This window comes from Bacillus sp. FSL R5-0593, assembly GCF_038603755.1.
Classification (GTDB): Bacteria; Bacillota; Bacilli; order Bacillales; family Bacillaceae; genus Bacillus; species Bacillus velezensis.
Genome location: NZ_CP152011.1, coordinates 1,775,317 through 1,796,710, shown reverse-complemented (window position 1 = coordinate 1,796,710; position 21,394 = coordinate 1,775,317). Strand labels below are relative to the sequence as shown.

18 protein-coding genes are annotated in these 21,394 nt (G+C 46.1%); all 18 read right to left on the bottom strand.

The features are described 5' to 3' along the window. Window positions 1-12 precede the first annotated feature (12 nt). The 18 genes from rny to NYE36_RS08920 all read right to left on the bottom strand — a co-directional run bounded on the left by rny (window position 13) and on the right by NYE36_RS08920 (window position 21,333). Entirely contained in the window at window positions 13-1,572 is a 1,560-nt protein-coding gene (gene rny, locus NYE36_RS09005; protein WP_003154140.1) for a ribonuclease Y, read from the bottom strand. Between the two features lie 292 nt (window positions 1,573-1,864). Then, window positions 1,865-3,046: a serine hydrolase domain-containing protein gene (locus NYE36_RS09000; protein WP_015239879.1), complete on the bottom strand. Its 1,182-nt coding sequence runs from the start codon at window positions 3,044-3,046 to the stop codon at window positions 1,865-1,867. A 167-nt stretch (window positions 3,047-3,213) separates the two neighbouring features. Continuing rightward, window positions 3,214-4,257: a recombinase RecA gene (gene recA, locus NYE36_RS08995; RefSeq protein WP_060675476.1), complete on the bottom strand. Its 1,044-nt coding sequence runs from the start codon at window positions 4,255-4,257 to the stop codon at window positions 3,214-3,216. 170 nt (window positions 4,258-4,427) lie between these two features. Next, window positions 4,428-5,678 (bottom strand): competence/damage-inducible protein A, encoded by a 1,251-nt coding sequence (locus tag NYE36_RS08990; RefSeq protein ID WP_265450927.1) that lies wholly within the window; start codon window positions 5,676-5,678, stop codon window positions 4,428-4,430. 17 nt (window positions 5,679-5,695) lie between these two features. Then, entirely contained in the window at window positions 5,696-6,277 is a 582-nt protein-coding gene (gene pgsA / locus NYE36_RS08985; RefSeq protein ID WP_007409821.1) for a CDP-diacylglycerol--glycerol-3-phosphate 3-phosphatidyltransferase, read from the bottom strand. Between the two features lie 72 nt (window positions 6,278-6,349). Beyond that, window positions 6,350-7,249 (bottom strand): RodZ domain-containing protein, encoded by a 900-nt coding sequence (locus NYE36_RS08980; protein WP_094032441.1) that lies wholly within the window; start codon window positions 7,247-7,249, stop codon window positions 6,350-6,352. Window positions 7,250-7,267: 18 nt separating this feature from the next. After that, on the bottom strand, window positions 7,268-8,059 hold the full coding sequence (locus tag NYE36_RS08975) for a YmfK family protein (RefSeq protein WP_007409819.1): 792 nt from the start codon (window positions 8,057-8,059) through the stop codon (window positions 7,268-7,270). A 127-nt stretch (window positions 8,060-8,186) separates the two neighbouring features. Next, window positions 8,187-8,444 carry a DUF3243 domain-containing protein gene (locus tag NYE36_RS08970; protein ID WP_003154150.1) on the bottom strand — a complete coding sequence of 86 codons (258 nt, stop codon included), beginning with the start codon at window positions 8,442-8,444 and terminating at the stop codon, window positions 8,187-8,189. 75 nt (window positions 8,445-8,519) lie between these two features. Next, the gene (locus NYE36_RS08965) at window positions 8,520-9,248 is read right to left on the bottom strand and encodes an SDR family oxidoreductase (RefSeq protein ID WP_094032440.1); all 729 of its coding nucleotides are present in this window, start codon (window positions 9,246-9,248) and stop codon (window positions 8,520-8,522) included. Window positions 9,249-9,307: 59 nt separating this feature from the next. Beyond that, window positions 9,308-10,594, bottom strand: coding sequence for a pitrilysin family protein (locus NYE36_RS08960; protein WP_061046780.1), 1,287 nt, complete (start codon window positions 10,592-10,594; stop codon window positions 9,308-9,310). Continuing rightward, complete coding sequence (locus NYE36_RS08955; protein WP_094032439.1) at window positions 10,591-11,871, bottom strand: pitrilysin family protein; 1,281 nt, start codon at window positions 11,869-11,871, stop codon at window positions 10,591-10,593. The genes NYE36_RS08960 and NYE36_RS08955 overlap by 4 nt, the downstream gene beginning before the upstream one ends. Window positions 11,872-12,023: 152 nt before the next feature. After that, entirely contained in the window at window positions 12,024-15,143 is a 3,120-nt protein-coding gene (locus tag NYE36_RS08950) for an MMPL family transporter (protein WP_241458204.1), read from the bottom strand. Further along, a complete protein-coding gene (locus tag NYE36_RS08945) occupies window positions 15,143-15,598 on the bottom strand; it encodes a MarR family transcriptional regulator (protein ID WP_003154157.1) in 456 nt (151 codons plus the stop codon). Before NYE36_RS08945 ends, NYE36_RS08950 begins: the two co-directional genes overlap by 1 nt. Window positions 15,599-15,704: 106 nt before the next feature. After that, window positions 15,705-16,934, bottom strand: a complete 1,230-nt coding sequence (locus NYE36_RS08940) for an MFS transporter (protein ID WP_007409814.1) — start codon at window positions 16,932-16,934, stop codon at window positions 15,705-15,707. Between the two features lie 111 nt (window positions 16,935-17,045). Beyond that, entirely contained in the window at window positions 17,046-17,771 is a 726-nt protein-coding gene (locus NYE36_RS08935) for a GntR family transcriptional regulator (RefSeq protein WP_007409813.1), read from the bottom strand. A gap of 123 nt (window positions 17,772-17,894) precedes the next feature. Then, window positions 17,895-20,255 (bottom strand): DNA translocase FtsK, encoded by a 2,361-nt coding sequence (locus NYE36_RS08930; RefSeq protein ID WP_029973456.1) that lies wholly within the window; start codon window positions 20,253-20,255, stop codon window positions 17,895-17,897. 134 nt (window positions 20,256-20,389) lie between these two features. Then, on the bottom strand, window positions 20,390-20,599 hold the full coding sequence (locus tag NYE36_RS08925) for a YlzJ-like family protein (protein WP_061861465.1): 210 nt from the start codon (window positions 20,597-20,599) through the stop codon (window positions 20,390-20,392). Continuing rightward, a complete protein-coding gene (locus NYE36_RS08920) occupies window positions 20,596-21,333 on the bottom strand; it encodes a ClpP family protease (RefSeq protein ID WP_040238970.1) in 738 nt (245 codons plus the stop codon). Before NYE36_RS08920 ends, NYE36_RS08925 begins: the two co-directional genes overlap by 4 nt. Window positions 21,334-21,394 lie beyond the last annotated feature (61 nt).

Genomic DNA, 21,394 nt, shown 5'->3' with positions numbered 1-21,394 from the left:
CTAAGCATCACTTTATTTTGCATACTCTACGGCTCGAGTTTCTCTGATTACGGTCACTTTAATGTGGCCCGGATAATCAAGCTCGTCCTCAATTCGTTTACGGATATCACGTGCCAAACGATGGGCTTCTAAATCATTAATGGAGTCCGGCTTCACCATGATGCGAACTTCACGGCCGGCCTGAATCGCAAATGATTTTTCAACACCTTCGTAAGACTCGGAGATTTCTTCAAGCTTTTCAAGTCTGCGGATATAGTTTTCGAGCGTTTCACTTCTCGCGCCCGGTCTTGCGGCTGACAGTGCATCAGCGGCAGCGACCAGAACGGCGATAATGGAAGTCGGCTCTTCGTCTCCGTGGTGTGACGCAATACTGTTAATGACGACTGGATGCTCTTTATATTTGGTCGCAAGCTCCACTCCGATTTCCACGTGGCTTCCTTCCACTTCATGGTCAATTGCTTTTCCGATGTCATGCAGAAGACCGGCCCGCTTGGCAAGTTTTGCATCTTCTCCAAGCTCGGAAGCCATTAAACCTGCTAAAAACGCAACTTCCATTGAATGTTTCAGTACGTTCTGCCCGTAGCTTGTACGGAATTTCAACCGGCCGAGGATCTTGATCAGATCCGGGTGGAGTCCGTGAACGCCGACTTCAAACGTCGTCTGCTCACCCATTTCCCGGATATAGTCATCTACCTCACGGCGGGATTTTTCAACCATTTCTTCAATGCGCGCCGGGTGAATACGGCCATCCTGAACGAGTTTATCAAGAGCGATTCTTGCCGTCTCCCGTCTGATCGGATCAAATCCGGAAAGAATGACTGCTTCAGGTGTGTCATCAATAATCAGGTCAATACCTGTAAGCGTTTCAAGCGTACGAATGTTACGCCCTTCACGGCCGATGATACGTCCTTTCATCTCATCATTCGGAAGATTGACGACCGATACCGTCGTTTCGGCAACATGATCTGCTGCACAGCGCTGCAAAGCAAGCGACAGAATGTTTTTCGCCTTTTTATCTGCCTCTTCTTTCGCACGGTTTTCGGTTTCTTTTGTCATGATGGCGATGTCATGTGAAAGCTCATTTTCAACCCGGTCAAGAATGATTTGTTTCGCTTCATCCCGTGTCAGGCTCGAAATGCGTTCGAGTTCTGACTGCTGCATACGAATCATCTCATCCACTTTGCTTTCCATCTCTTCAATATGTTGTTGTCGTTCATTCAGAGAATGATCTTTCTTCTCCAACATCGCTTCCCGTTTATCAATTCCTTCATGTTTACGGTCAAGATTTTCTTCTTTTTGAAGTAAACGGTTTTCTTGTTTTTGAAGCTCATTTCGTCTTTCACGAACTTCCTGTTCAGCATCTATTCGAAGTGTATGGATTTCGTCCTTTGCTTCAAGCAGAGCTTCTTTTTTCAGTGCTTCAGCATCACGCTTTGCATCTTCAAGGATTTGCTCGGCAGCACCGCGTGCGCCCGCAATCTTTGCTTCGGCAATGGTTTTACGAACATAGTAGCCAACAACTAAACCGAGCAGAGTCAGCAAAATGGAGATGAGAACCGTCATTGGGGTCATACTTTCACCTCCTCTTGCTATGAACTTGGTTTTTGCTTAAATAAGTGCCGGCATGTACATTGTCTGATTTTCTCAACATACAGAACCTTCACAGGGAATGAGTCTCTCATGCCCTTGTCAAGTTTAAATGGTTTAACAATCATGTTAAAAAAACAAATGTTACAACTTCATTGTAATTGTGTCGGAAATACTTGTCAAGCTTGCCAGCTTAACGATTCGCCTTCAGCTCGGATCTTCGCCCATGTATATATCATACCATACCTTCATCCGCTTTTCGTGAATGACGGCTCTGTTAGTCCGGCTGGTTAAGCAGTTGGTAAATTCTATTGTTTACCTGTCCTAATTTGGCGTTATTCTGAATGTTTGACAGTAATATGACATATTTGCTTGCCGAATGGCTGAAGCTGTTCAAAATGTTGTAACCGGGCATAACACCGTGATTGGAATAGCTTCCCGGATCAATGTAAAACCCCATGCCGTAAGCGGCACTGCTTCCTGCTGTAAACATTTTTGTGAAGCTTTCTTTTGAAAGGAGCGTGCCATTTACGATCGCTTTATCAAATTTATAGAGATCTTCAGCGCTCATATACATGTCGCCCGCCCCGTACAGCTGCGATAAGTCCAGAAGGTGCGGCGTTACAAGACTGCCGCTCTCATCGACTTTGTAGCCGACGGCAGGATATTTGGCTTTGACAAATGTTTTGTAAAATCCGGCATGCTTCATTCCGGCCGGTTTGAACACGTGTTCTTTTATATATTGTTCATAAGACTCCCCGCTGACTTGAGATACGATATAAGCAAGCACTGAATAGTTGGAATCCCTGTAATCCCAAACCCCGGGCTGCCGTTTAATTCCGCGGTATTCTATATCCTTGATTAAATCAATTGGAGAAATCGGTCCCTGTCCCTCAATATGCCCGTTTATGCCGGACGTATGATTGAGCAGGTTTTTCAATGTGATGCGCGTGCCGTTAGGAAAATTCGGCAAGTATGTACTGACGGGGTCACTCGTCTGCAGCAGCCCTTTTTCTTCAAGCTGCAGGACAGCCGTCGCGATTAACGCTTTTTGTGAAGAACCGATATAATATGATGTCTCCGGATTGTTTTTAATTTTTTGTTTTCGGTCCGCATAGCCAAAGCCTTTTTTCAGCACAACTTTTCCATCTTTTACGATCATTGCCGTGCCGCTGAACCCGATCTGTTGTAAGTAATTGCTGATCTGTTTATTGTGATCGATTGATTTAGGTGTTTTCTCTTTTTGCGTCTTTTCTTTTTTCTGTTGAGTCTGGTCTTTTGAAGTATCAGATTGAGCGGCGGGAGCGTTTTTAACGGATTCCTTCTCCCGGTGATGCGCTGTGACGGTCCAGATCATAATAAAAACAGTGACAAGCAGCAGAAAAAGAAACAGCCCTCCCGTTTTCATCAGCTTCTTCTTTCTTTTTTTGTTAATTCTTGTGCGGCGGGGGCTCGTCATCTTTTTTCCTCCTCAGATATAATTTCAACTTTCGCCATGATGTTAGACGAGTGAAGGGTGAAAAAAGTTGTAACATTCCAGATAAAATTTTCCGAAACAGCCAGTGTTTTTTTGAAACACACAAAAAAAGAGCGGAAATTGCTTATTCCGCTCTTTTGATCGTGTTTTTATTCTTCTAATTCCATCTCTTCCTGAACTTCTTCCGCTTTGTCCGTTACACCGTTATTGTCTAAACCGTAATGTTCACGGATTTGTTCCTGAATCATCAGCATGATGTCTTTATTTTCTTTTAAGAACTGCTTGGCATTTTCACGGCCCTGACCGAGGCGTTCTTCTTCATAAGAATACCACGAACCGCTTTTTTGCACGATATCCAGTTCAGTTCCAAGGTCGATGATTTCCCCTTCTTTGGAGATTCCTTCACCGTACATAATGTCCACTTCAGCCGTACGGAACGGAGGAGCGACTTTGTTTTTTACGACTTTAATTCTCGTTTTATTCCCCATCACGTCGTTGCCCTGCTTTAATTGCTCGGCACGGCGCACTTCAAGGCGCACGGAAGAATAGAATTTCAGCGCGCGGCCGCCCGGTGTCGTCTCCGGATTTCCGAACATAACGCCGACTTTTTCACGAATCTGGTTAATAAAGATTGCGATTGTTTTAGATTTATTGATGGCGCCGGAAAGCTTACGGAGCGCCTGAGACATGAGACGCGCCTGTAAACCGACGTGTGAATCACCCATGTCACCTTCAATTTCAGCTTTTGGAACAAGCGCCGCAACAGAGTCAACGACTACGATATCAACAGCTCCGCTTCGCACCAGCGCTTCAGCAATCTCTAGCGCCTGCTCTCCCGTATCCGGCTGAGAAAGCAGAAGCTCTTCGATATTGACACCGAGCTTTTGCGCGTAAACAGGATCAAGAGCATGCTCAGCATCAATAAATGCTGCCTGTCCGCCTTTTTCCTGAACCTCAGCGATTGCGTGAAGCGCTACAGTCGTTTTACCTGAGCTTTCAGGTCCGTATACTTCAATAATCCGTCCGCGCGGGTATCCGCCTATTCCGAGAGCGGTATCAAGTGCAAGGGAACCGCTTGGCACCGTTGAAATTCTTGTATCCGTTTTTTCTCCGAGCTTCATGATGGAACCTTTGCCGAATTGTTTTTCTATTTGCTTAAGAGCCATATCTAAGGCTGCCTGACGATCACTCATTTATTTTTTCCTCCTTTATCTTGCCACTACATATACTATACCTTGTTTACTGGCATTTGCCAAGAAAAAAGCGAACGCATATTCGGATTTTTTCCGCGTTCGCTTTTCTGCAAAAGAGCATAATTTCCCTTGTAAAACTTAAAAATCAGAGAAAACGCCTCTTTAAAACTTTATTTTTGATCCAGCATTTTCAAAATGAGATGGCAGCCGTATTTAGCGGCGCGCTTTCTGATTCCGGTTCTTGAGCCGGCAAAGTTAAATTCGTGCACCTCTTCTTTTCCTTCCGCCGCAATGCCGATAAAGACGCGGCCCGGCGCATGCCCTTCCTGCGGGTCGGGACCCGCCACCCCGGTAAAGCTGATGCCGATATCGCTTCCGGTCAGCTTTCTCACACCGGCTGCAAGCTCTTTCGCACACTCTTTGCTGACCGCTCCGCTTTCTGCGAGCGTCTCAGCTTTCACGCCGAGCACATGCTGTTTCACGCTGTCGGAATAACAGACAACGCCCCCTGCAAATAGTTGAGACGCACCGCTTAAATCAGTCACCCACTCTGAAAACAGGCCGCCTGTAAAGCTTTCGGCAGAGGAAATCGTAATTCCGTTTTGTCTGCATGCTGTTGAAAGCTCCTTCACCAGAGACGTATCATCATATCCGTAGAAAAATTCACCGACACGCTCTAAAATGGCGGCTTCCGTTTCTTTTAAAAGCCGTTCTGTTTCTTTTTCGTCGGCATGTTTCGCCGTTAAACGCAGCGTGACCTCTCCGTCAGCAGCAAGCGGCGCAATCGTCGGGTTCGTCTGCGCATCAATAATATCTTCTAAATCAGCTTCAAGCTGGGATTCACCGATTCCGAAAAACCGCAGCACGGTTGAAACGATTTTCTCATTAGAACCGAGCCTTTTAAGAAGCAGCGGCTTCGCTTCATTTTCAAACATCGGACGCAGCTCGCTCGGCGGCCCGGGAAGCAGCATATAAAGCCTTGAGCCGTGCTCTGCAAGCATTCCCGGCGCCATGCCGAAATGATTCGCCAAAACGTCTGAGCCCTCAATGACGAGCGCCTGTTTGCGGTTATTCGGCGACATGGTCCGTTTTGTTTTCGCGAAATATTCTTCGATCGACCGGAATGCTTCGTCATTCAGAACGAGCGGGCGCCCCAGTGTGTTTGCAATGGTTTCTTTCGTCAAATCGTCCTTGGTCGGTCCGAGGCCGCCTGAAAAAATAATCAGGTCTGAGCGCTCTTCGGCAATGCGGATGACTTGCTTAAGCCGCTCCGGATTGTCACCGACAGCGGTATGATAAAACACGTTCACACCGATTTCCGCCAGCTCTTTACTGATAAACTGCGCGTTCGTATTGGCGATCTGGCCGAGCAGAAGCTCCGAGCCGACTGCAATGATTTCTGCTTTTTTTGCTATTTCCATCTTTAAGTCCTTCTTTCTTAGTTAGATGTTTTTAACGCATCCCAGTTCTTCGCAAAATAATCCCAGCCGGAAATGACTGTGAAGAGCACGGCCACCCATAAAGCGATATCGCCGAACGGGAAAGAAACGAGCTCAAACGGAAGATTATGCAGCAAAAGCGCGGCAACAGCGATGATCTGAGCCCATGTTTTAATTTTCCCCAGCATATTGGCGGCTACAACTTCCCCCGTTCCCGCCAGCACAAGTCTTAATCCCGTTACGGCAAATTCGCGGCTGATGATGATGATGACCATCCACGCCGGCGCAAGGTCAAATTGCACAAGCGTAATTAATGCCGCGGACACCAGCAGTTTGTCAGCCAGCGGATCTAAAAATTTCCCGAAGTTTGTCACGAGGTTCAGTTTTCTGGCATAGTAGCCATCCACCCAGTCAGTCGTTGATGCGATAATGAACAAAACAGCTCCCGTAAGATGCGCGACCGGAATCGATTCATCCCCTATATGAACGCTGCCCCACTGAAAAGGAACAAGCATGATAATCATAAATACAGGAATTAAAGCGATTCTTGCCAGTGTGATTTTATTCGGTAAGTTAAACATAAAGCCCCTCCAATATATGTACTCGGACGTGAAGAAAAAGTCATCTTAATCGTTCAGATGACTTTTCCCCTTTTATTTTTTCATCTTGATTGTGATGGTCTGCGCCATCACATCATGCGGATTGAGTTCATAGGACAGAACCTCTCCGTTGATTTTAATTTTCAGGTTAGGGGCATAGCCCGTGCGGATTTCAATCTCCTTTTGATCCGTGACGTCTTTTTTAAAGGTTTCGCCTTTTTGCAGCGTTCCTTCTTTTAAAGAACCGCCGCTGTCATCACGGACGCGGATCCATGCGCTGTCAGAAGCAATCAGTTCAAGCTTATACTTATCTGCCCCGGAGACGTTGTATGAAGAAGCCGAGCCTTCCGTTCCGGCCGCTTTGATCTCCGTCTTTTCACTGCTTTTTTCTTTCTTTTTCTGCTCTGACGCTTTTGTGTCCTTTTTGTCTTTCTTGCTGTCAGATTGCGCTTCGTCATTTGTATTGCCGTCGTTTTTCAGCGCAGAATCCTTAGGAATCTCATACTTGCTCTCACTTTGGGTGACGGCCTTATCTCCGTCTGTCTGCCCGGATTTGCTCATTCCGAGCTGAATAATCGCATAAATGATCGCGATGACGATAATGACACCGATGACGACAAGGACGGTCGGAAGCCATTCCGCCGCCTTTGAAGCGGACTTAGGAAGCTCCCTTTGCATGGCGAGACCGGAGATTTTTTCCGACACATCGTCATGGTACGTGTTAGGGATGTCTTTTTTATATTCTTCAAATAACTGATCTGAATCAAGCCCGACAGCTTCAGCGTATTGCTTGATAAACGCCCGCACATAAAAATTGCCGGGAATGACGTCATAATTGCCTTCTTCCAGAGCGGTTAAGTATCTTTTCTGAATTTTCGTCGCCGCCTGGAGTTCATCCAATGACATCCCTTTTTCCTCTCTGGCTTCTTTAAGCCGGATTGCTAATTCTGTCACAACAAACACCTTCCAATATTAAAAATCAAAGCTTGAAAAACCGGTCTGATCAAATATTTGCGGTTCTTCTGCATGTTCATATGTAATAACTTCGTCAGGATCATTTCTGAGTTCGATAATATAATCGAAATCATCGAGCGTATACTCCGAATTTTGAACAAAAATATCGGGGTGCTCCACGACCTTTGTCGCCGGAAGCCGCATAATTTCACTGACGAGCTGAAGATGGCGCTCAGATCCCCGTCTTGTCGAAACGATGCCGTCGAGGATAAACACGTTTTCCGTGCTGTATTCATCGGCAACCAGCTGGCTCCGGATCGTTTGTTTTAGCAGCGTTGATGATACGAAAAGCCATCTTTTGCTGGCACAAACGCTTGACGCAACGATGGACTCCGTTTTTCCGACCCTCGGCATTCCCCGGATTCCGATCAGTTTGTGCCCTTCTTTTTTAAACAGCTCGGCCATAAAGTCAACCAGAAGACCGAGCTCGTCTCTTTCAAAACGGAAGGTTTTTTTGTCATCGGCATCACGCTGAATGTATCTTCCGTGGCGGACTGCGAGACGGTCGCGAAGCCTCGGTTCTCTCAGCTTCGTTACTTTAATGGTCTCCATTGTTTTTAAAATTGATTCCAATCGTTTAATTTGATCTATATGCCGGCATCTGAGCAGCATTCCCCTTCTGGAAAGGTCGACACCGTTAATTGTGACAATATTAATTGACAGCATCCCGAGAAGAGATGAAATATCCCCGAGCAGGCCGGGGCGGTTCACTTGAATTTCATATTCAAAATACCATTCGAGCTTTGCCAAATGATATACCCCCTCCATTGTGGCAAATTTTTACCTTCCTTTATCATAAAACATTTTTCTCTAATTAGAAAGAAGAATGTTGCTCTATAGAGGAAAACATAAAAAAAGAGAGGAGAAATCCCCCCTCTTAATGAGTGCTGTTATTTTCAACAAGCTTCACCATCATATTTGCGATGGCGCGCTGTTCATCTTCAGAAGCAACGCTCCAAAGATCAGCAAGCACTTTTTCCTGATGGTTTTTCGAGTCGACTTCGTTCGCAAGGTAACCGCCGATTTCTGTAGCGAGGTCAGTGATCGTTTCATCACTCATCCCTTTTTCCTGCGCATAGTTCAATCTGTCGCCAAGGAAATTCTTCCAATTATCCCAGTTTTCTAATACTGACATGTTGGGTTCCTCCATTTCATCTGTTGTTACAAAATTATTTTGTCCGTACAGATGCAAACTATACACACATTTTTTTCAGCAGTGCCAGCCGCCGTTTACGGATAATATATGCCCCGTGATATAGGAAGCCTTGTCCGATAATAAAAAGGCCGCCGCTTCGGCGATTTCCTCCGGCTTTGCCAGCCGGCCCGCGGGAATTTCCTCTGCCAACGCTTCTTTTTCATCATACGTGAACTGATCAAGCATATTTGTGTCCACGGCACCCGGCGAGACTGCATTCACGCGGACGCCGCTCGGAGCAAGCTCTTTGGCAAGCGCTTTGACGAACGAATGCTGCGCTCCCTTGACCATGCTGTATAATACCTCGCACGATGCGCCTGTTTCTCCCCAGACGGAACCGATCGCGACGATGCCCCCGCTTTTTTTCCGGATCATGCCGGGCATCAGATTACGCGCCAAAAGAAACGGACTCGTTACATGCAGCTGCACCATCTCCCGCGCCGTGTCATCCGTAACGTCCGTAATCAGGCCGAAATGACTTTTGCCGCTGTTTAATATCAGAGCATCCACAGGCTGCTTAACGGAACGGCTGAGTGTCTCCGCGCCATCCGGTGAGGACAAATCCGCCTGAATTACGGAGGCTTTTACGCCGAAGGATGCGCTCAGCCTTTCCGCAAGCCTGTGTGCGGCTTCCTTATTAGAATGATAATGCAAGAGGACGTCATATCCGTTTTTTGCGAGGACTTCACTTATACTTTGTCCGATTCCGCCGCTTGCTCCGGTTACGAGCGCTGTCTGTTTCATCAATCAATACTCCTTCTTTCCCCAGAAAAACATCCCTCAGGGCGTGAGGGATGTTTTTGTTATGATTTTGGCACGACTTTGCAGACTGTCAGCCTGTCTTCTGATATTTCTTCTTCAATGACCCGCTTTACGTCATCCAGCGTAATCTGCTCCAGTACGGTTACGACATCAAACAGACTCATATCTAAAAAGGCGTAGCGTGTGAATTGGTTGGCGATATATTCAGGCGAATTGAGCGCTTTTAAGAATGACCCGATCTTCTTTTTTCTCGCAAGATCAAGTTTTTCCGCAGTCACGGCTGATTCTGCATCAAGCAGCATGTGTTTTAATTCGTCAGCGAGCTTATCCGGCTCCGGTGTATCTCCTCCGACAGAGGCAAAACCGAATCCGTATTCAGCCGTGTAATCAAAGCTGAAAGTTTCATCAATGTAGCCTTTGTCGTACAAGTCACCGTAATGCGGTGAGCTTTTTCCGAAGAGACATTCAAGCATGAGGTTCATGCTGAGCTCGTGCTTTAACAGCTCCCGCCCCGTTTTATAAGGGTCTTTCGCCTTTAAACCGACAAGACATTTTGAGCCTTGCACGTTCATTTTTAATTCCTGCTCCCGGCGGAAAACCGCTTCCTGCTCCTGAACTTCTTCACGTTTGATTTCAGGCTGGTCTGTAAACGGCTTTTTCTCCTGGTTTTTCCGCACCTGGCTGATGACCGCTTCAGGATCTACGGGACCGACGATAAAGAGCAGCATATTGCTCGGGTGATAAAACGTTTCGTAGCACTCATACAGCAGATCTTTCGTAATATGAGAGATGCTCTCCACCGTTCCGGCAATGTCAATTTTCACAGGGTGGTCTTTATACATATTTTCGATAAGGCCGAAAAACAGCCGCCAATCCGGATTATCATCATACATATTGATTTCCTGGCCGATGATGCCTTTTTCTTTTTCAACTGATTTTTCCGTGAAATACGGGTCCTGAACAAAATCTACGAGTGTTTCCAGGTTTTTCTCCACATTAGAAGTGCTGGAGAACAGATAAGCGGTTCGTGTAAATGATGTAAAGGCATTTGCCGACGCCCCCTGCTTACTGAAGTCCTGAAACACGTCGCCGTCCGCTTTTTCAAACAGTTTATGCTCCAGAAAATGCGCGATTCCGTCAGGGACGTGTACCATTTCTTCCTTATTTAAAGGAACGAATTGATTGTCAATGGAACCGTACTTTGTCGTAAACACGGCGTATGTTTTATTAAAGCCCTGTTTCGGCAGCACATAGACATCAAGGCCGTTTGCCATTTTTTCATGATACAGCGTTTCCTGAAGCTGTTCGAAGTTTATCGGTTTAGTCAAGATGCTCCCCCCGTCCCTTTTAAGAAATAAGTCGTATCCAGCTTAATGTTCTTTCCGACATTGATAATGTCCTCTTTTGTCACTTTCTCGATATTGTCAAGGAATTTTTCGATCGGTATCTCTACTTGGGCTGAGGCCTGCTGATACAGAAATTCCGCTAAGCCGTATGCCGTATCAATGGTTTCTAATACTTGATTTTTAATAACGGCTTTCGTTTGGGCGATATCATCTTCTGAAAAGTCACCGTTTTGCATAGCCTGAAACTGTTCTTCAATGATGGTGACGGCCTGCTTGTAATTTTTCACCTCAATGCCCGACATGACCATCAAAAGCCCTTTGAAGCTTTCCACCCTTGAGGCTGCATAATAGGCGAGGCTCGCTTTTTCACGGACATTTATAAACAACTTTGAATGAGAGAAACCTCCGAACAGCCCGTTAAACACCTGCAATGCCGGATAATCCGGATCTGTATATGTCGTATTGGTCCGGAATCCGATATTCAGCTTGCCCTGCTTGACGTCCTCTTCATCAATGACTTCCTTCGGATCGGGCTGTTCATTCGCCGCGCTTCTTTCAAAAGGCTGCAGCTCCCGTTCTTCCGTTTTAAAATACGTATCAACGGCCGTTTTCACCTGATCTGTATCAACATCGCCGATGACGTACAGGTCCAGCTGATCTTCGCGTATGGCTTTTTGATAGGCTTCATACAAATCTTGCGGTGAAATGTGTTCAACATCATCGAACTCGCCGTTGACGTGAAGGGCATACGGTTCGCTTTTGCACATTTCCTGAACGAGACGCAGATTAGAATATCTCATCTTATCATCATATACGGCTTGAATCCGCTGTTTCAGCGTCCGTTTTTCCTGCGTGACATAAAGGGGCAGGAAGGCGCCGTTTTCCAAAGCGGGCGAAAAGACAAGCTCTGATAAAAGCTGAAGGCCTTTTTCCAATAACGGTGTGCGGTCCTTCAGATACTTTTCATTAGGAATCTCAAGCCTGAACGTAATGACATGACGTTCTCCCTTTTTTGTCAGATCAGCTGAAACGGATGTGCCGTACAGTTCATCAAAATAAGACCGCAGATCAGCGGTTTTCGGGCGGCTTTCTGTTCCGCGCAGAAGCACATGCGGAAACAGCGCCCTTTTTGTTACGAGCTCTTTCGTTAAAGGAGCCAGCATTTTAAACGTCAGCGAAACGGTTTTAAATTTCTCGGTCTTTACGATGTGGGCGGTGATCCCGCCGTGCTTTGACTTCATTTCATTTACGTAAGTCATGTGAAACCTCCTTCGTTCATTCTTTCATAGTATGTATTATGACCAAATTTCAGCATTCGCAAAAAAGAGTGCGCAGATGTAATTATATCAACTGGAGGATTTATAAGGAAACAAAAAAACCTCTGCCCGAAAACAGGCAGAGGCATTGAACGTTATTTTTTCAAATTGAAAGGCCACCAGTTGGCTCTTCCGAATATTTTCACCATGACCGGTACAAAAAACGGAAGGACGACAATTGCGTACATGAGAAGGCCTGTTAATACCACGGTTGCAATCTGTAATAAGGAAAGAACGCCTGACGGCAGCATGGCCGCAAAGGTTCCCGCTAAAATAATGGCTGCAGAAATGATGACGGAACCCATATTTTTCATACTGCTGATCATTGCGGGTTCCGTTCCTTCTTTTTTAAGCTCATTAAAGCGGTCCATTAAAAAGATGGAATAATCTACGCCTAGAGCCATCAAAATGACAAAGCCGAAGAACGGCACGGCCCAGTTTACGCTCGGGTACCCGAAGAAGTGTGTAAAGATGTATTCCGTCACGCCGATGGATGCGAAATACGTCAGTACGAGCGACGCCACTAAATAAACAGGCATAATGAGGGAGCGCAGCATCACGATGAGAATCAGAAAAATTCCCGCCAGCATAAACATGGCCGTCCGTTTGAAGTCTGAATCCGATACTTCCTTCAGATCGGCATTCATGCTGGAGACTCCCGAAACGCCGAAGGAAGCATTCTTCAGATCCGTGTTCGGAATGGCTCTTTTTACGCTCGCTTTGATCGCTTGAATATCTTGAATGGCCGTATTTGAGTAAGGATTGTTATCAAGAACGACGGTCAATTCTGTCGTTTTTCTGTCATCTGACATGTACGTATTAAACACGCTTGTGAAATCACTGTTTGTCAACGCGTCTTTCGGCACAAACCAGCCTGTCATTTCTTTGTCTGACGCCTTGTGAAGCTCACCCAGGTAATCATTCGCCCCCATCATGCCGCTTGATACTTTCTTAAGCCCTTTTACACTGTCGTTAAGGCCGGAAGAAAGTTCGCTGAGCCGGGAAGAAAAATCACCGAGACCGCTCTTCATTTTTTTCTGGCCCTCCGCGAGCTGTCCTGCCGCCGATTCAAGGCGCGGCATTTGTCCCGCGAGAGCCCCCTGTCCGTCTGACACTTGCTGCAGACCGTTTTCAATACTGGTCAGACCATTGATCATTGCGTTAATTTGAGTGTCAATCTTCTTCTGAGCGGCTGCCAGTCGGGCAAATTGTTTTTCCGCTTGCTGCAGATGAGCCTTTTGACTGTCGACCTGTTTAGAAAACGCTTCTGCATCCGCGTTTGCCTTGGAAACGGCTGACTGTACACCCGTAAAGGCTGATTTGATTTCTTGGTAAGAGGGATCGGTTTTGACTGACGGTATTGACGCTTCCAATTTTGCAAACGGCAGCCGGGCAAGCTGCTTGTTCAAATGGGCAAGCTGTCTGCTGGCTTCATCTTTCATCGGCAGGACGGTTTTTACCAATTTTAAAGCGTTTTGCGTTTCTGAAGCGAGACCGCTGTTTTGTTTGAGCTGTGAAGTCAGCATTTGTTTTTGCTCTTCAATCCGCTTTCTCATCTGGGCGACGCCGGCTTTATTCTCGTTCACGCCAGCCTGCAGTTTATTCAGGTTTTCTCCTATATCAGAAAGCCCGGATTTCAGAGACAATGTTCCATCAATAAGCTGATTGACGCTTTTGCCCGACTCTTCGATCTGCGGCTGTGAATCAGCTAACGACTTTGCGGCATGCCCTAATCCGTCCGTGATTTTTTCAAGTCCTGTATTGCCTTTATCAAGCCCTTCTTGAAGCTGCTTTGCCTGATTTGTGACAAATAATTGATTCAATCCGTTTCCAGCGGGGCGCGTGGCGCTTCTGACCGTTTTTACACCCTCTGTTTTTTCAAGTTCTCTGCTGATTTTTTCGATATCAATCAGGTGTTTTTCGGTATTTAATGTCTCATCATTTTTGATGACGACTGTGGCCGGAAGAAGTTCTCCCGGGCCGAATGCGTCTGAAATCGTATGAAACGCGCGGACGGATTCATATTTATCCCCGATTTCGTCAAGACTGTTGTAAGACAGCGACCCTTTGTAAAGAAGGATAGGCGGGACGGTGAATACCGCAACGATTGCAAGACTGATGAGCGGCCTTTTAAATGAAAACCGCCCTGACGATTCCCATGCTTTGCTTTGAGGATGCGAAATATCGCCCTTAACAGGCCAAAACAGGCTTTTTCCTAAAACAGCCATAAAAAACGGCACGATCGTCATGAGCGCAAGCAGCAGCACCGCGACACCGACCGCAACGGCCGCTGCCGACTGATACAGCTTAAATGTCGCAAATCCGATGCAGGCAAATCCGATCAGCACCGCACCGCCGCTGTACAAAACCGTCTTTCCGGCCGTTTTGTAGGTGACGACGATCGCTTCTCTTATATCAGCGCCATGCGACAGCTCTTCTTTAAATCTGCTGAGAAGCAGAATGCAGTAGTCTGTGCCGATCCCGAACATAATCGCAACCATAAAAATCTGCGTAAAAGTTGAGAGCGGAAAATTCAGCTGATCGACTAAAAATGCGACAATCGACTGGCTGACTAAATAAGATATCAATACTGATAAAAGCGGCACGAACGGAGCGACCACTGACCGAAATACAAGGATCAGCACGATCAGGATAAAAGCGACCGTTATATATTCAGTCTTTTTCAAGCCGTCCTGTGAGCTTTTTAACACATCTTCGTCGATCAGCGATTGGCCTGTAATGCCGTATGATACGCCGTACGGTTTCAGCTCTTTATCAATTTTATTTTTTATTTCGATGATATCGTTTTTGGATGTATCAAGCTGCAGCTGAACGAGCATCGTTTGTCTGTCTTTTGAGAGCAGCTGTTTTTTAATATCGTCATTTTTCTCCCCGAAGTATGAAGTCACCGTTTTAATCTGAAGCGCTTTTTTATGTTCAGACAAAGTGCTGACGGCTTCTTCCAGACGATTTTTTTTGTCTGTCATTAAGCCTTTTTCGTGAAATACGATGACGGCAGAAGAAGACGGTGCATCGGAATCAGACATTTCATCAAGCAATTCATGGGCGTAAGAAGAGGAATATCCGTCCGGTACGGAAATCTGCCCTTTCTCCCGTGTCAATTCAGCCATATCAGGCGCTGTAAGCATAAATATCACCGTTGCGGCGACCCACACCGCGGCGATGATCCAGCGGGCTCGGATAATGTTTTTCATTATGTCTGCTGATCCTCCTCAGTCATCATCAATCGATATAATTTTTCATATGTATTTACGAACATTTCCGCCTCGTCTTCATCAAAATACATAATATATGATCGGACGAGTTCCTCAATCCGCCGCTCCACACGGTGAAATACTTCCGTCCCCTTTTCCGTGACATTTAAAAGTATGCTCCGGCGGTCGCTTTGGCTGCGTTCTCTATTGATGTAGCCTTTTTCATACAGGCGGTTCGTCATAGATGTAATGGCGCTTTTATTGACGTGGCACACCGCGGCCAGTTCAATTGATTTGCAATCGGGATTGAGCATAATATAGCGGAGGATGTAATATTGATCCAATGTCAGTTCTTTGTTCACTTTTTCAGCGATAATGCTGTCAATTTTTTTTAAGACGTGCAGGTATACATCGGAATAACGCTGAATCAGCTGCTTTACTTTTTCTTCATGCACCTTTTCCCCCTCCTTCCAATAGTTAATATGTTTAACTATTAAAAAGGATAACGACTTGACGGTATCATGTCAATCTTCAAAATAAAATAAAAAAAGACAGTGCAGATTACACCGTCTTTAATGATTCCTTTTTTTCTTTTGCTTGTGATGAGATATTTAACAGCGCTAAAAATACAGACACAATGCCGCAAAAAGCGGATAAAATAAAAATCAGCCAGCCTGCATTTGACATCAGGGCAGCAAAGATCGGCGGTCCCGCCGCTACTCCGATAAACCGCATGCTGTTATAAAATGAGGTGATGGTTCCCGATTCCTCGTTGTCTACGCCTTCTGTGATGACAGCGTCTAAAGCCGGCAATGCCATTCCGATACCGATACCGCTGACACACAAAAAGATAAATAATAAATAAAAACTGTGATTCCACCATAGGCCGATAAACGACAGTGTCACGGCACTCATTCCGAAAACGATGCAAAACTTCATTTTGCCTTGGTCTTTTCCGATTTTCCTGCCTGCTATATATGAACTGACGGATAGAAATAAAAGCGGGATTGCCAAAAGCGCTCCTTTAGCCACACCGTCAATGCCGTATTTCTTCTCCAGAGAGTCTGATAAATAAAAAAGAACCCCGAACAGCAAAAACATAATCACGCAGCCGATGATAAAAACCGTAAAGAGCCAGCGTCCGTCACGCTTAAATATGCGGCCGACATTTTTCACAAATTCGGAAATAGAAGGCGCTTCTTTTTGTTCCTCCGGCTTTGCCACCAAAAACAATACGAGAAAAAAACTGATGAGCGAAAAAAACGGAATGAACCAAAATGGCATAAACCAAAACCATGCAGCCAAGAGCGAACCGAGAATCGGGCTTATTACTTTCCCGGCAGTGTTAGACGTCTCAATATCGCCGAGCCCCGCGGTAATCCGCTCATCATCCCCTTTGAATAAATCACCGATAAACGGCATCACTACAGGAGCCGCCCCTGCCGAACCGATTCCCTGCAGCACCCGCCCCGCCAAGATAATGGGATAAGGATGCTTGAACGCGGTGGAAGCTATCGCGGCAAGCGCTCCGCCCGCACCGGCTATGAGAAGACAAGGCAGAAGAACCTTTTTTCTTCCGAATTTATCGGACAGATATCCGGCAATCGGAATACAAATAATCGCCACAATCGAATAGACCGTTATAATTAACGATACTTGAAAAGACGATATGGACAGCTTCTTTTCAATCATCGGAAGCACAGGAATCAGCATGGAATTCCCGAGTGTCATCACGAGCGGTACAGAAGCCAGAGCAATGATATTTTTCGTTCCATTTTTCTTCTTACTCAACTTATTCACCCATTCACTATACTTGGTTGTTTCCTGTTTTATTGTGCCTTGCAGAAAACAAAGTATGTACTGAAACGGCAAATAAAAAAACAGACACATGACGCGTCTGTCTTAAAAACGTTTTCTTACAACATGAAAACTGAACTTATCAGCCCGGAAATAATTTAATGAATACAGCACAGGTTCATCATTCTGATTATAGTGGGTTTGCTTCAGCAATAAAAGCGCCGTCTCCGGCTCGCATTCCAAAACCGGTGAAATCGTATCGTGATATCCGATCGGTTCGATATCAGCAACGGCATAGCTGATCACAGATCCGGAGTTTTTTTCCAAAAGATCAAAAATAGACTCCTGTTCATGACAGAAAGAATTCGGCAGAATGTGCATCGGAATCGTATCTAAACAGTAAACGACCGGAGTGCCGCTTGCCGTTCTCACGCGTTCCAAATAAAAAAGCTCCTGCTCAGGCTCAAGCCGGAATCTAGCGATATCTTCATCAGACGGCGTGATGACCTGAGACGACAAAAAAATCGTACCCGGCACCATGTTCGCCTGCTGAATCGTTTTCGTCACGCTGTTGAGCTGTTCAATACCTGAAAGAAACAGCGGTTTTGTATGGACGAAAGTGCCCACACCGTGCCTTCTGATAATCACATGCTCCTCTTCAAGGATACGCAAAGCTTCACGCAGAGTTGCCCGGCTGACACCCATTGATTTTGAAAGCTCAAATTCAGAAGGAAGCTTTTCCTTTTCGGTGTAAATTCCGTTTTGTATATCCTCTTTGATTCGCTCAATCACTTTTAGATACAAGTGACGATTGTCAGCTTTTGTAGACATGTTTCCCCTCCGTAAACCACTTTCATAAATTATTGAACAATTGGGACAACTATATCATGTTTTGATAAAAAAATAAATAGGAATGATTTTGGTGATATCATTTTCAGTGAAACTCTCTCCTTTTTAAGAAGAGAGCTCATCATATTGTTCCTTAGATAATAGTACTTCCCTCGGTTTGCTTCCTTCATACGGCCCGACGACGCCCCGTTCCTCCATTGCGTCAATCAGACGGGCAGCTCTCGTATATCCGATTCTGAACCGCCTTTGAAGCATGGAGACTGATGCCGTCTGCATGCCGATAATCAAATCGACCGCTTCGTCATAGAGATCATCCGTTACTTCACTGTGTGTTTCCGAAACTTCTTCCGGAATCATCTCTTCTTGGTACTGCGCTTTTTGCTGCGTAATGACATGATCAACGACATGCTCAACCTCTTCATCGGATAAGAATGCCCCTTGCACACGCACCGGCTTATTTGCGCCTACAGGCAGAAACAGCATGTCTCCGCGCCCCAGAAGCTTTTCAGCGCCGCCCATGTCTAAAATTGTCCGTGAATCGGTCTGAGATGAGACACTGAAGGCGATTCTTGACGGGATGTTGGCTTTAATAACACCGGTAATAACGTCGACTGAAGGCCGCTGTGTCGCGATAATCAAATGAATTCCCGCCGCCCGCGCCATCTGTGAAAGTCTCGTAATTGAATCTTCCACGTCGGAAGAAGCGACCATCATCAGATCGGCAAGCTCGTCAACGATGACGACGATGTACGGCAGCTCAGGCTGCTTGACTTCTTCTTCGGCATTTGACCGCTTAATATGATCGTTATAGCCTTCTATATTTCTCGTACCCGTATGGGAGAACAGCTCATAGCGGCGCTCCATCTCATTGACGACCTTTTTCAAAGCCTGCGAGGCCTTTTTCGGATCTGTCACGACCGGCGCAAGCAGATGAGGAATGCCGTTATACACATTCAGCTCAACCATTTTCGGGTCAATCATCATCATCTTCACTTCATGCGGTTTGGCCCTCATCAGAATGCTCGTAATAATACCGTTGACACAGACGCTTTTTCCGCTTCCCGTTGCCCCCGCTACGAGCAGGTGGGGCATTTTGTTCAGTTCGGCAAGCACGGCTTCCCCGGAAATATTTCGTCCCAAGCCGATCAGAAGCTTTGCGTCCGGCTTGTCATTGAGCTTGGATTCAAGCACTTCTTTTAACGAAACCATCGCAACTTCAGCATTGGGTACCTCGATGCCGATTGCCGATTTACCCGGAATCGGCGCTTCGATCCGGATATCCTTCGCGGCAAGCGCGAGCGCGAGGTCATCGCTCAGATTCACGATTTTACTGACTTTGACCCCGACGTCCGGATACACCTCATATTTTGTGACCGCCGGACCGAGATGAACCTGCGTCACTTTCGCCTTTACGCCAAAGCTTTGAAAAGTCCGTTCGAGTTTTCTTGCATTCTCGTAAATGTTTTTCTTATCGGTCTGCTGGCCGGTATGTTTCGGGTCAGCCAGTATGTCCAATGAAGGCATTTGATAATCTTTATTTTCAAGCTCTGTAAACGTCATCGGCGGAGCCGCAGCCGTTTCGCCACTGTCTTGAGCGCCGCCGGAAGGCTCATCTTTTACCGCTTGTGCAGCCTCCTGCGTTTTTTCCGGAATCAGCGGTTCGGCGGGCTCTTCCTGACGGTCTGAAAAGCTTGAAATAATCGGCTCTGAATGGATGATCGGCGAAATGATTTCCTCATCCTCTTCCTCCGGTTCAGGCTCTTCTTTTTTCTTTTGAACCCGTTTTTGTTTTTTGCCCGATTTTGTTTTTGTTTTCGGCGAAGACATATTCGTTCTGACCGTCTTCATATCCTCAAGAAATGCCTGCCATTGACCGCGGATAAACCGGCCGACGGGGCTCGTCCACTTTTTGAGCGTTTCCTGCAGTGAACGGCCCGTTACAAGAATCAGCCCCATTAAGATCAGCACGATCGCCATGATCTGTGAACCCGTTGATGCAAATAAAAAGTGGGAAGCTGCAAACAGTACCGCGCCGATCATGCCGCCGCCCAAATCAGGGGAAGCAGCCTGCTGTTTCATGTCAATCATAAACAGCTCCCACGTGTTGCCGATGACACTTGCCGACCGAATCGACCCGTGATGAGACAGATTTTTAAAGAGCTGCACGTGAGACAGCAGCAATATACTGGCGATAATACAGTACAGCCCTGCCTTTCTTCTCGTTAAAAGGCTTGGACTCTTCTTTTTCCAAAACAGCGAAATTCCGAGAAGGAAGAGCGCAATTAAGCATAAAATAAACCACTCTCCGGCAAAAAAACGGAACAAGTACACAAATGTCTGTCCCACAACGCCGAGCTGCAAAACAGCAATAATTGAGATTGCAACACAGAGCAGTCCGCTTAGTTCGTATTTTAGATTGAGCTTACTCTCTTGTTTCTTTTTAGATTTCCGTTTTTTCTTTGCCACACTCATCACCTTACTGCGTTAAAAAATGTAAAATCATACATCATGAAGAAAAGCAGCCTTTTGCCGGCTGCATTTTTCTGTAGGATTCCCCTATTATAGCATATTTTGCCCCCGAGAAACGGACTGAATGCCGGTTAGATTTTCAGCTTGATTTTTTGTCCCGGAGCGATGTCCGGATTCAGAAAATCCATCGGGTTCGTACTTAAAATCTGTACGACTTCAGCTTCATTTCCCTTCATCTCAACTAGCAGCGGCACGCCGGCGTAATCTACCTGTTCATGCACGCTTTGCTCTATTTCCTGACCGTAAACGACTTCTTGGGGCATGACGGTATAAAGGATCATTGAATCATCCTTCCTTCCTCGCCCTTTCGTTCCTCAATCAGCTGATTCAGCTTTTTTATCGCCTGTCCGACGCCGCCCACGGCATCAATTAATCCGTAATCAGCCGCATCTTTCCCGACTACGTTCGTCCCGATGTCCCTGGTTAAGTTTCCTTTTGAAAACATCAGCTCTTTGAATTTTTCTTCGGAAATATTTGAATGATGGGTCACAAAGTTGACGACCCGCTCCTGCATTTTGTCCAAGTATTCAAATGTTTGCGGAACCCCGATAACCAGACCTGTAAGCCGAACGGGGTGGATGGTCATAGTCGCTGTTTCCGCGATAAAACTATGATCACATGACACGGCGATCGGCACACCTATCGAGTGTCCCCCGCCGAGTACGATTGAGACGGTCGGTTTTGATAAGGATGCGAGCATTTCCGCAATCGCAAGCCCCGCTTCCACATCGCCTCCGACGGTGTTTAAGATGATCAGAAGTCCTTCGATTTTCGGATTTTGCTCAATGGCGACGATTTGCGGAATGACGTGTTCATATTTGGTTGTCTTATTTTGCGGCGGGAGCTGGACGTGCCCCTCAATTTGGCCGATGATCGTCAGGCAGTGAATATTGCTATCTTGGGACATTTGCGGCAGAGATGTCTCTCCCAGCTGCTGAATTTTGCTCATAATGCTGTCTTTCGCATCTGATTTTTCGGGCTGCTGTTCTTCGGTGTTTTCCATACGATGATCCATTTTATCTTTCACCCTTTCCGAATGTCTCTTTGTATTATGAACAAAGATGATGATTTCCATC

Bases quoted from the DNA above. Each gene is read 5' to 3' on its own strand.
- rny (WP_003154140.1), bottom strand. From the start codon at position 1,572: ATGACCCCAATGACGGTTCTCATCTCCATTTTGCTGACTCTGCTCGGT.
- NYE36_RS09000 (WP_015239879.1), bottom strand. From the start codon at position 3,046: ATGACGAGCCCCCGCCGCACAAGAATTAACAAAAAAAGAAAGAAGAAG.
- recA (WP_060675476.1), bottom strand. From the start codon at position 4,257: ATGAGTGATCGTCAGGCAGCCTTAGATATGGCTCTTAAGCAAATAGAA.
- NYE36_RS08990 (WP_265450927.1), bottom strand. From the start codon at position 5,678: ATGGAAATAGCAAAAAAAGCAGAAATCATTGCAGTCGGCTCGGAGCTT.
- pgsA (WP_007409821.1), bottom strand. From the start codon at position 6,277: ATGTTTAACTTACCGAATAAAATCACACTGGCAAGAATCGCTTTAATT.
- NYE36_RS08970 (WP_003154150.1), bottom strand. From the start codon at position 8,444: ATGTCAGTATTAGAAAACTGGGATAATTGGAAGAATTTCCTTGGCGAC.
- NYE36_RS08965 (WP_094032440.1), bottom strand. From the start codon at position 9,248: ATGAAACAGACAGCGCTCGTAACCGGAGCAAGCGGCGGAATCGGACAA.
- NYE36_RS08955 (WP_094032439.1), bottom strand. From the start codon at position 11,871: ATGACTTACGTAAATGAAATGAAGTCAAAGCACGGCGGGATCACCGCC.
- NYE36_RS08950 (WP_241458204.1), bottom strand. From the start codon at position 15,143: ATGAAAAACATTATCCGAGCCCGCTGGATCATCGCCGCGGTGTGGGTC.
- NYE36_RS08935 (WP_007409813.1), bottom strand. From the start codon at position 17,771: ATGTCTACAAAAGCTGACAATCGTCACTTGTATCTAAAAGTGATTGAG.
- NYE36_RS08925 (WP_061861465.1), bottom strand. From the start codon at position 20,599: ATGATCCTTTATACCGTCATGCCCCAAGAAGTCGTTTACGGTCAGGAA.
- NYE36_RS08920 (WP_040238970.1), bottom strand. From the start codon at position 21,333: ATGGATCATCGTATGGAAAACACCGAAGAACAGCAGCCCGAAAAATCA.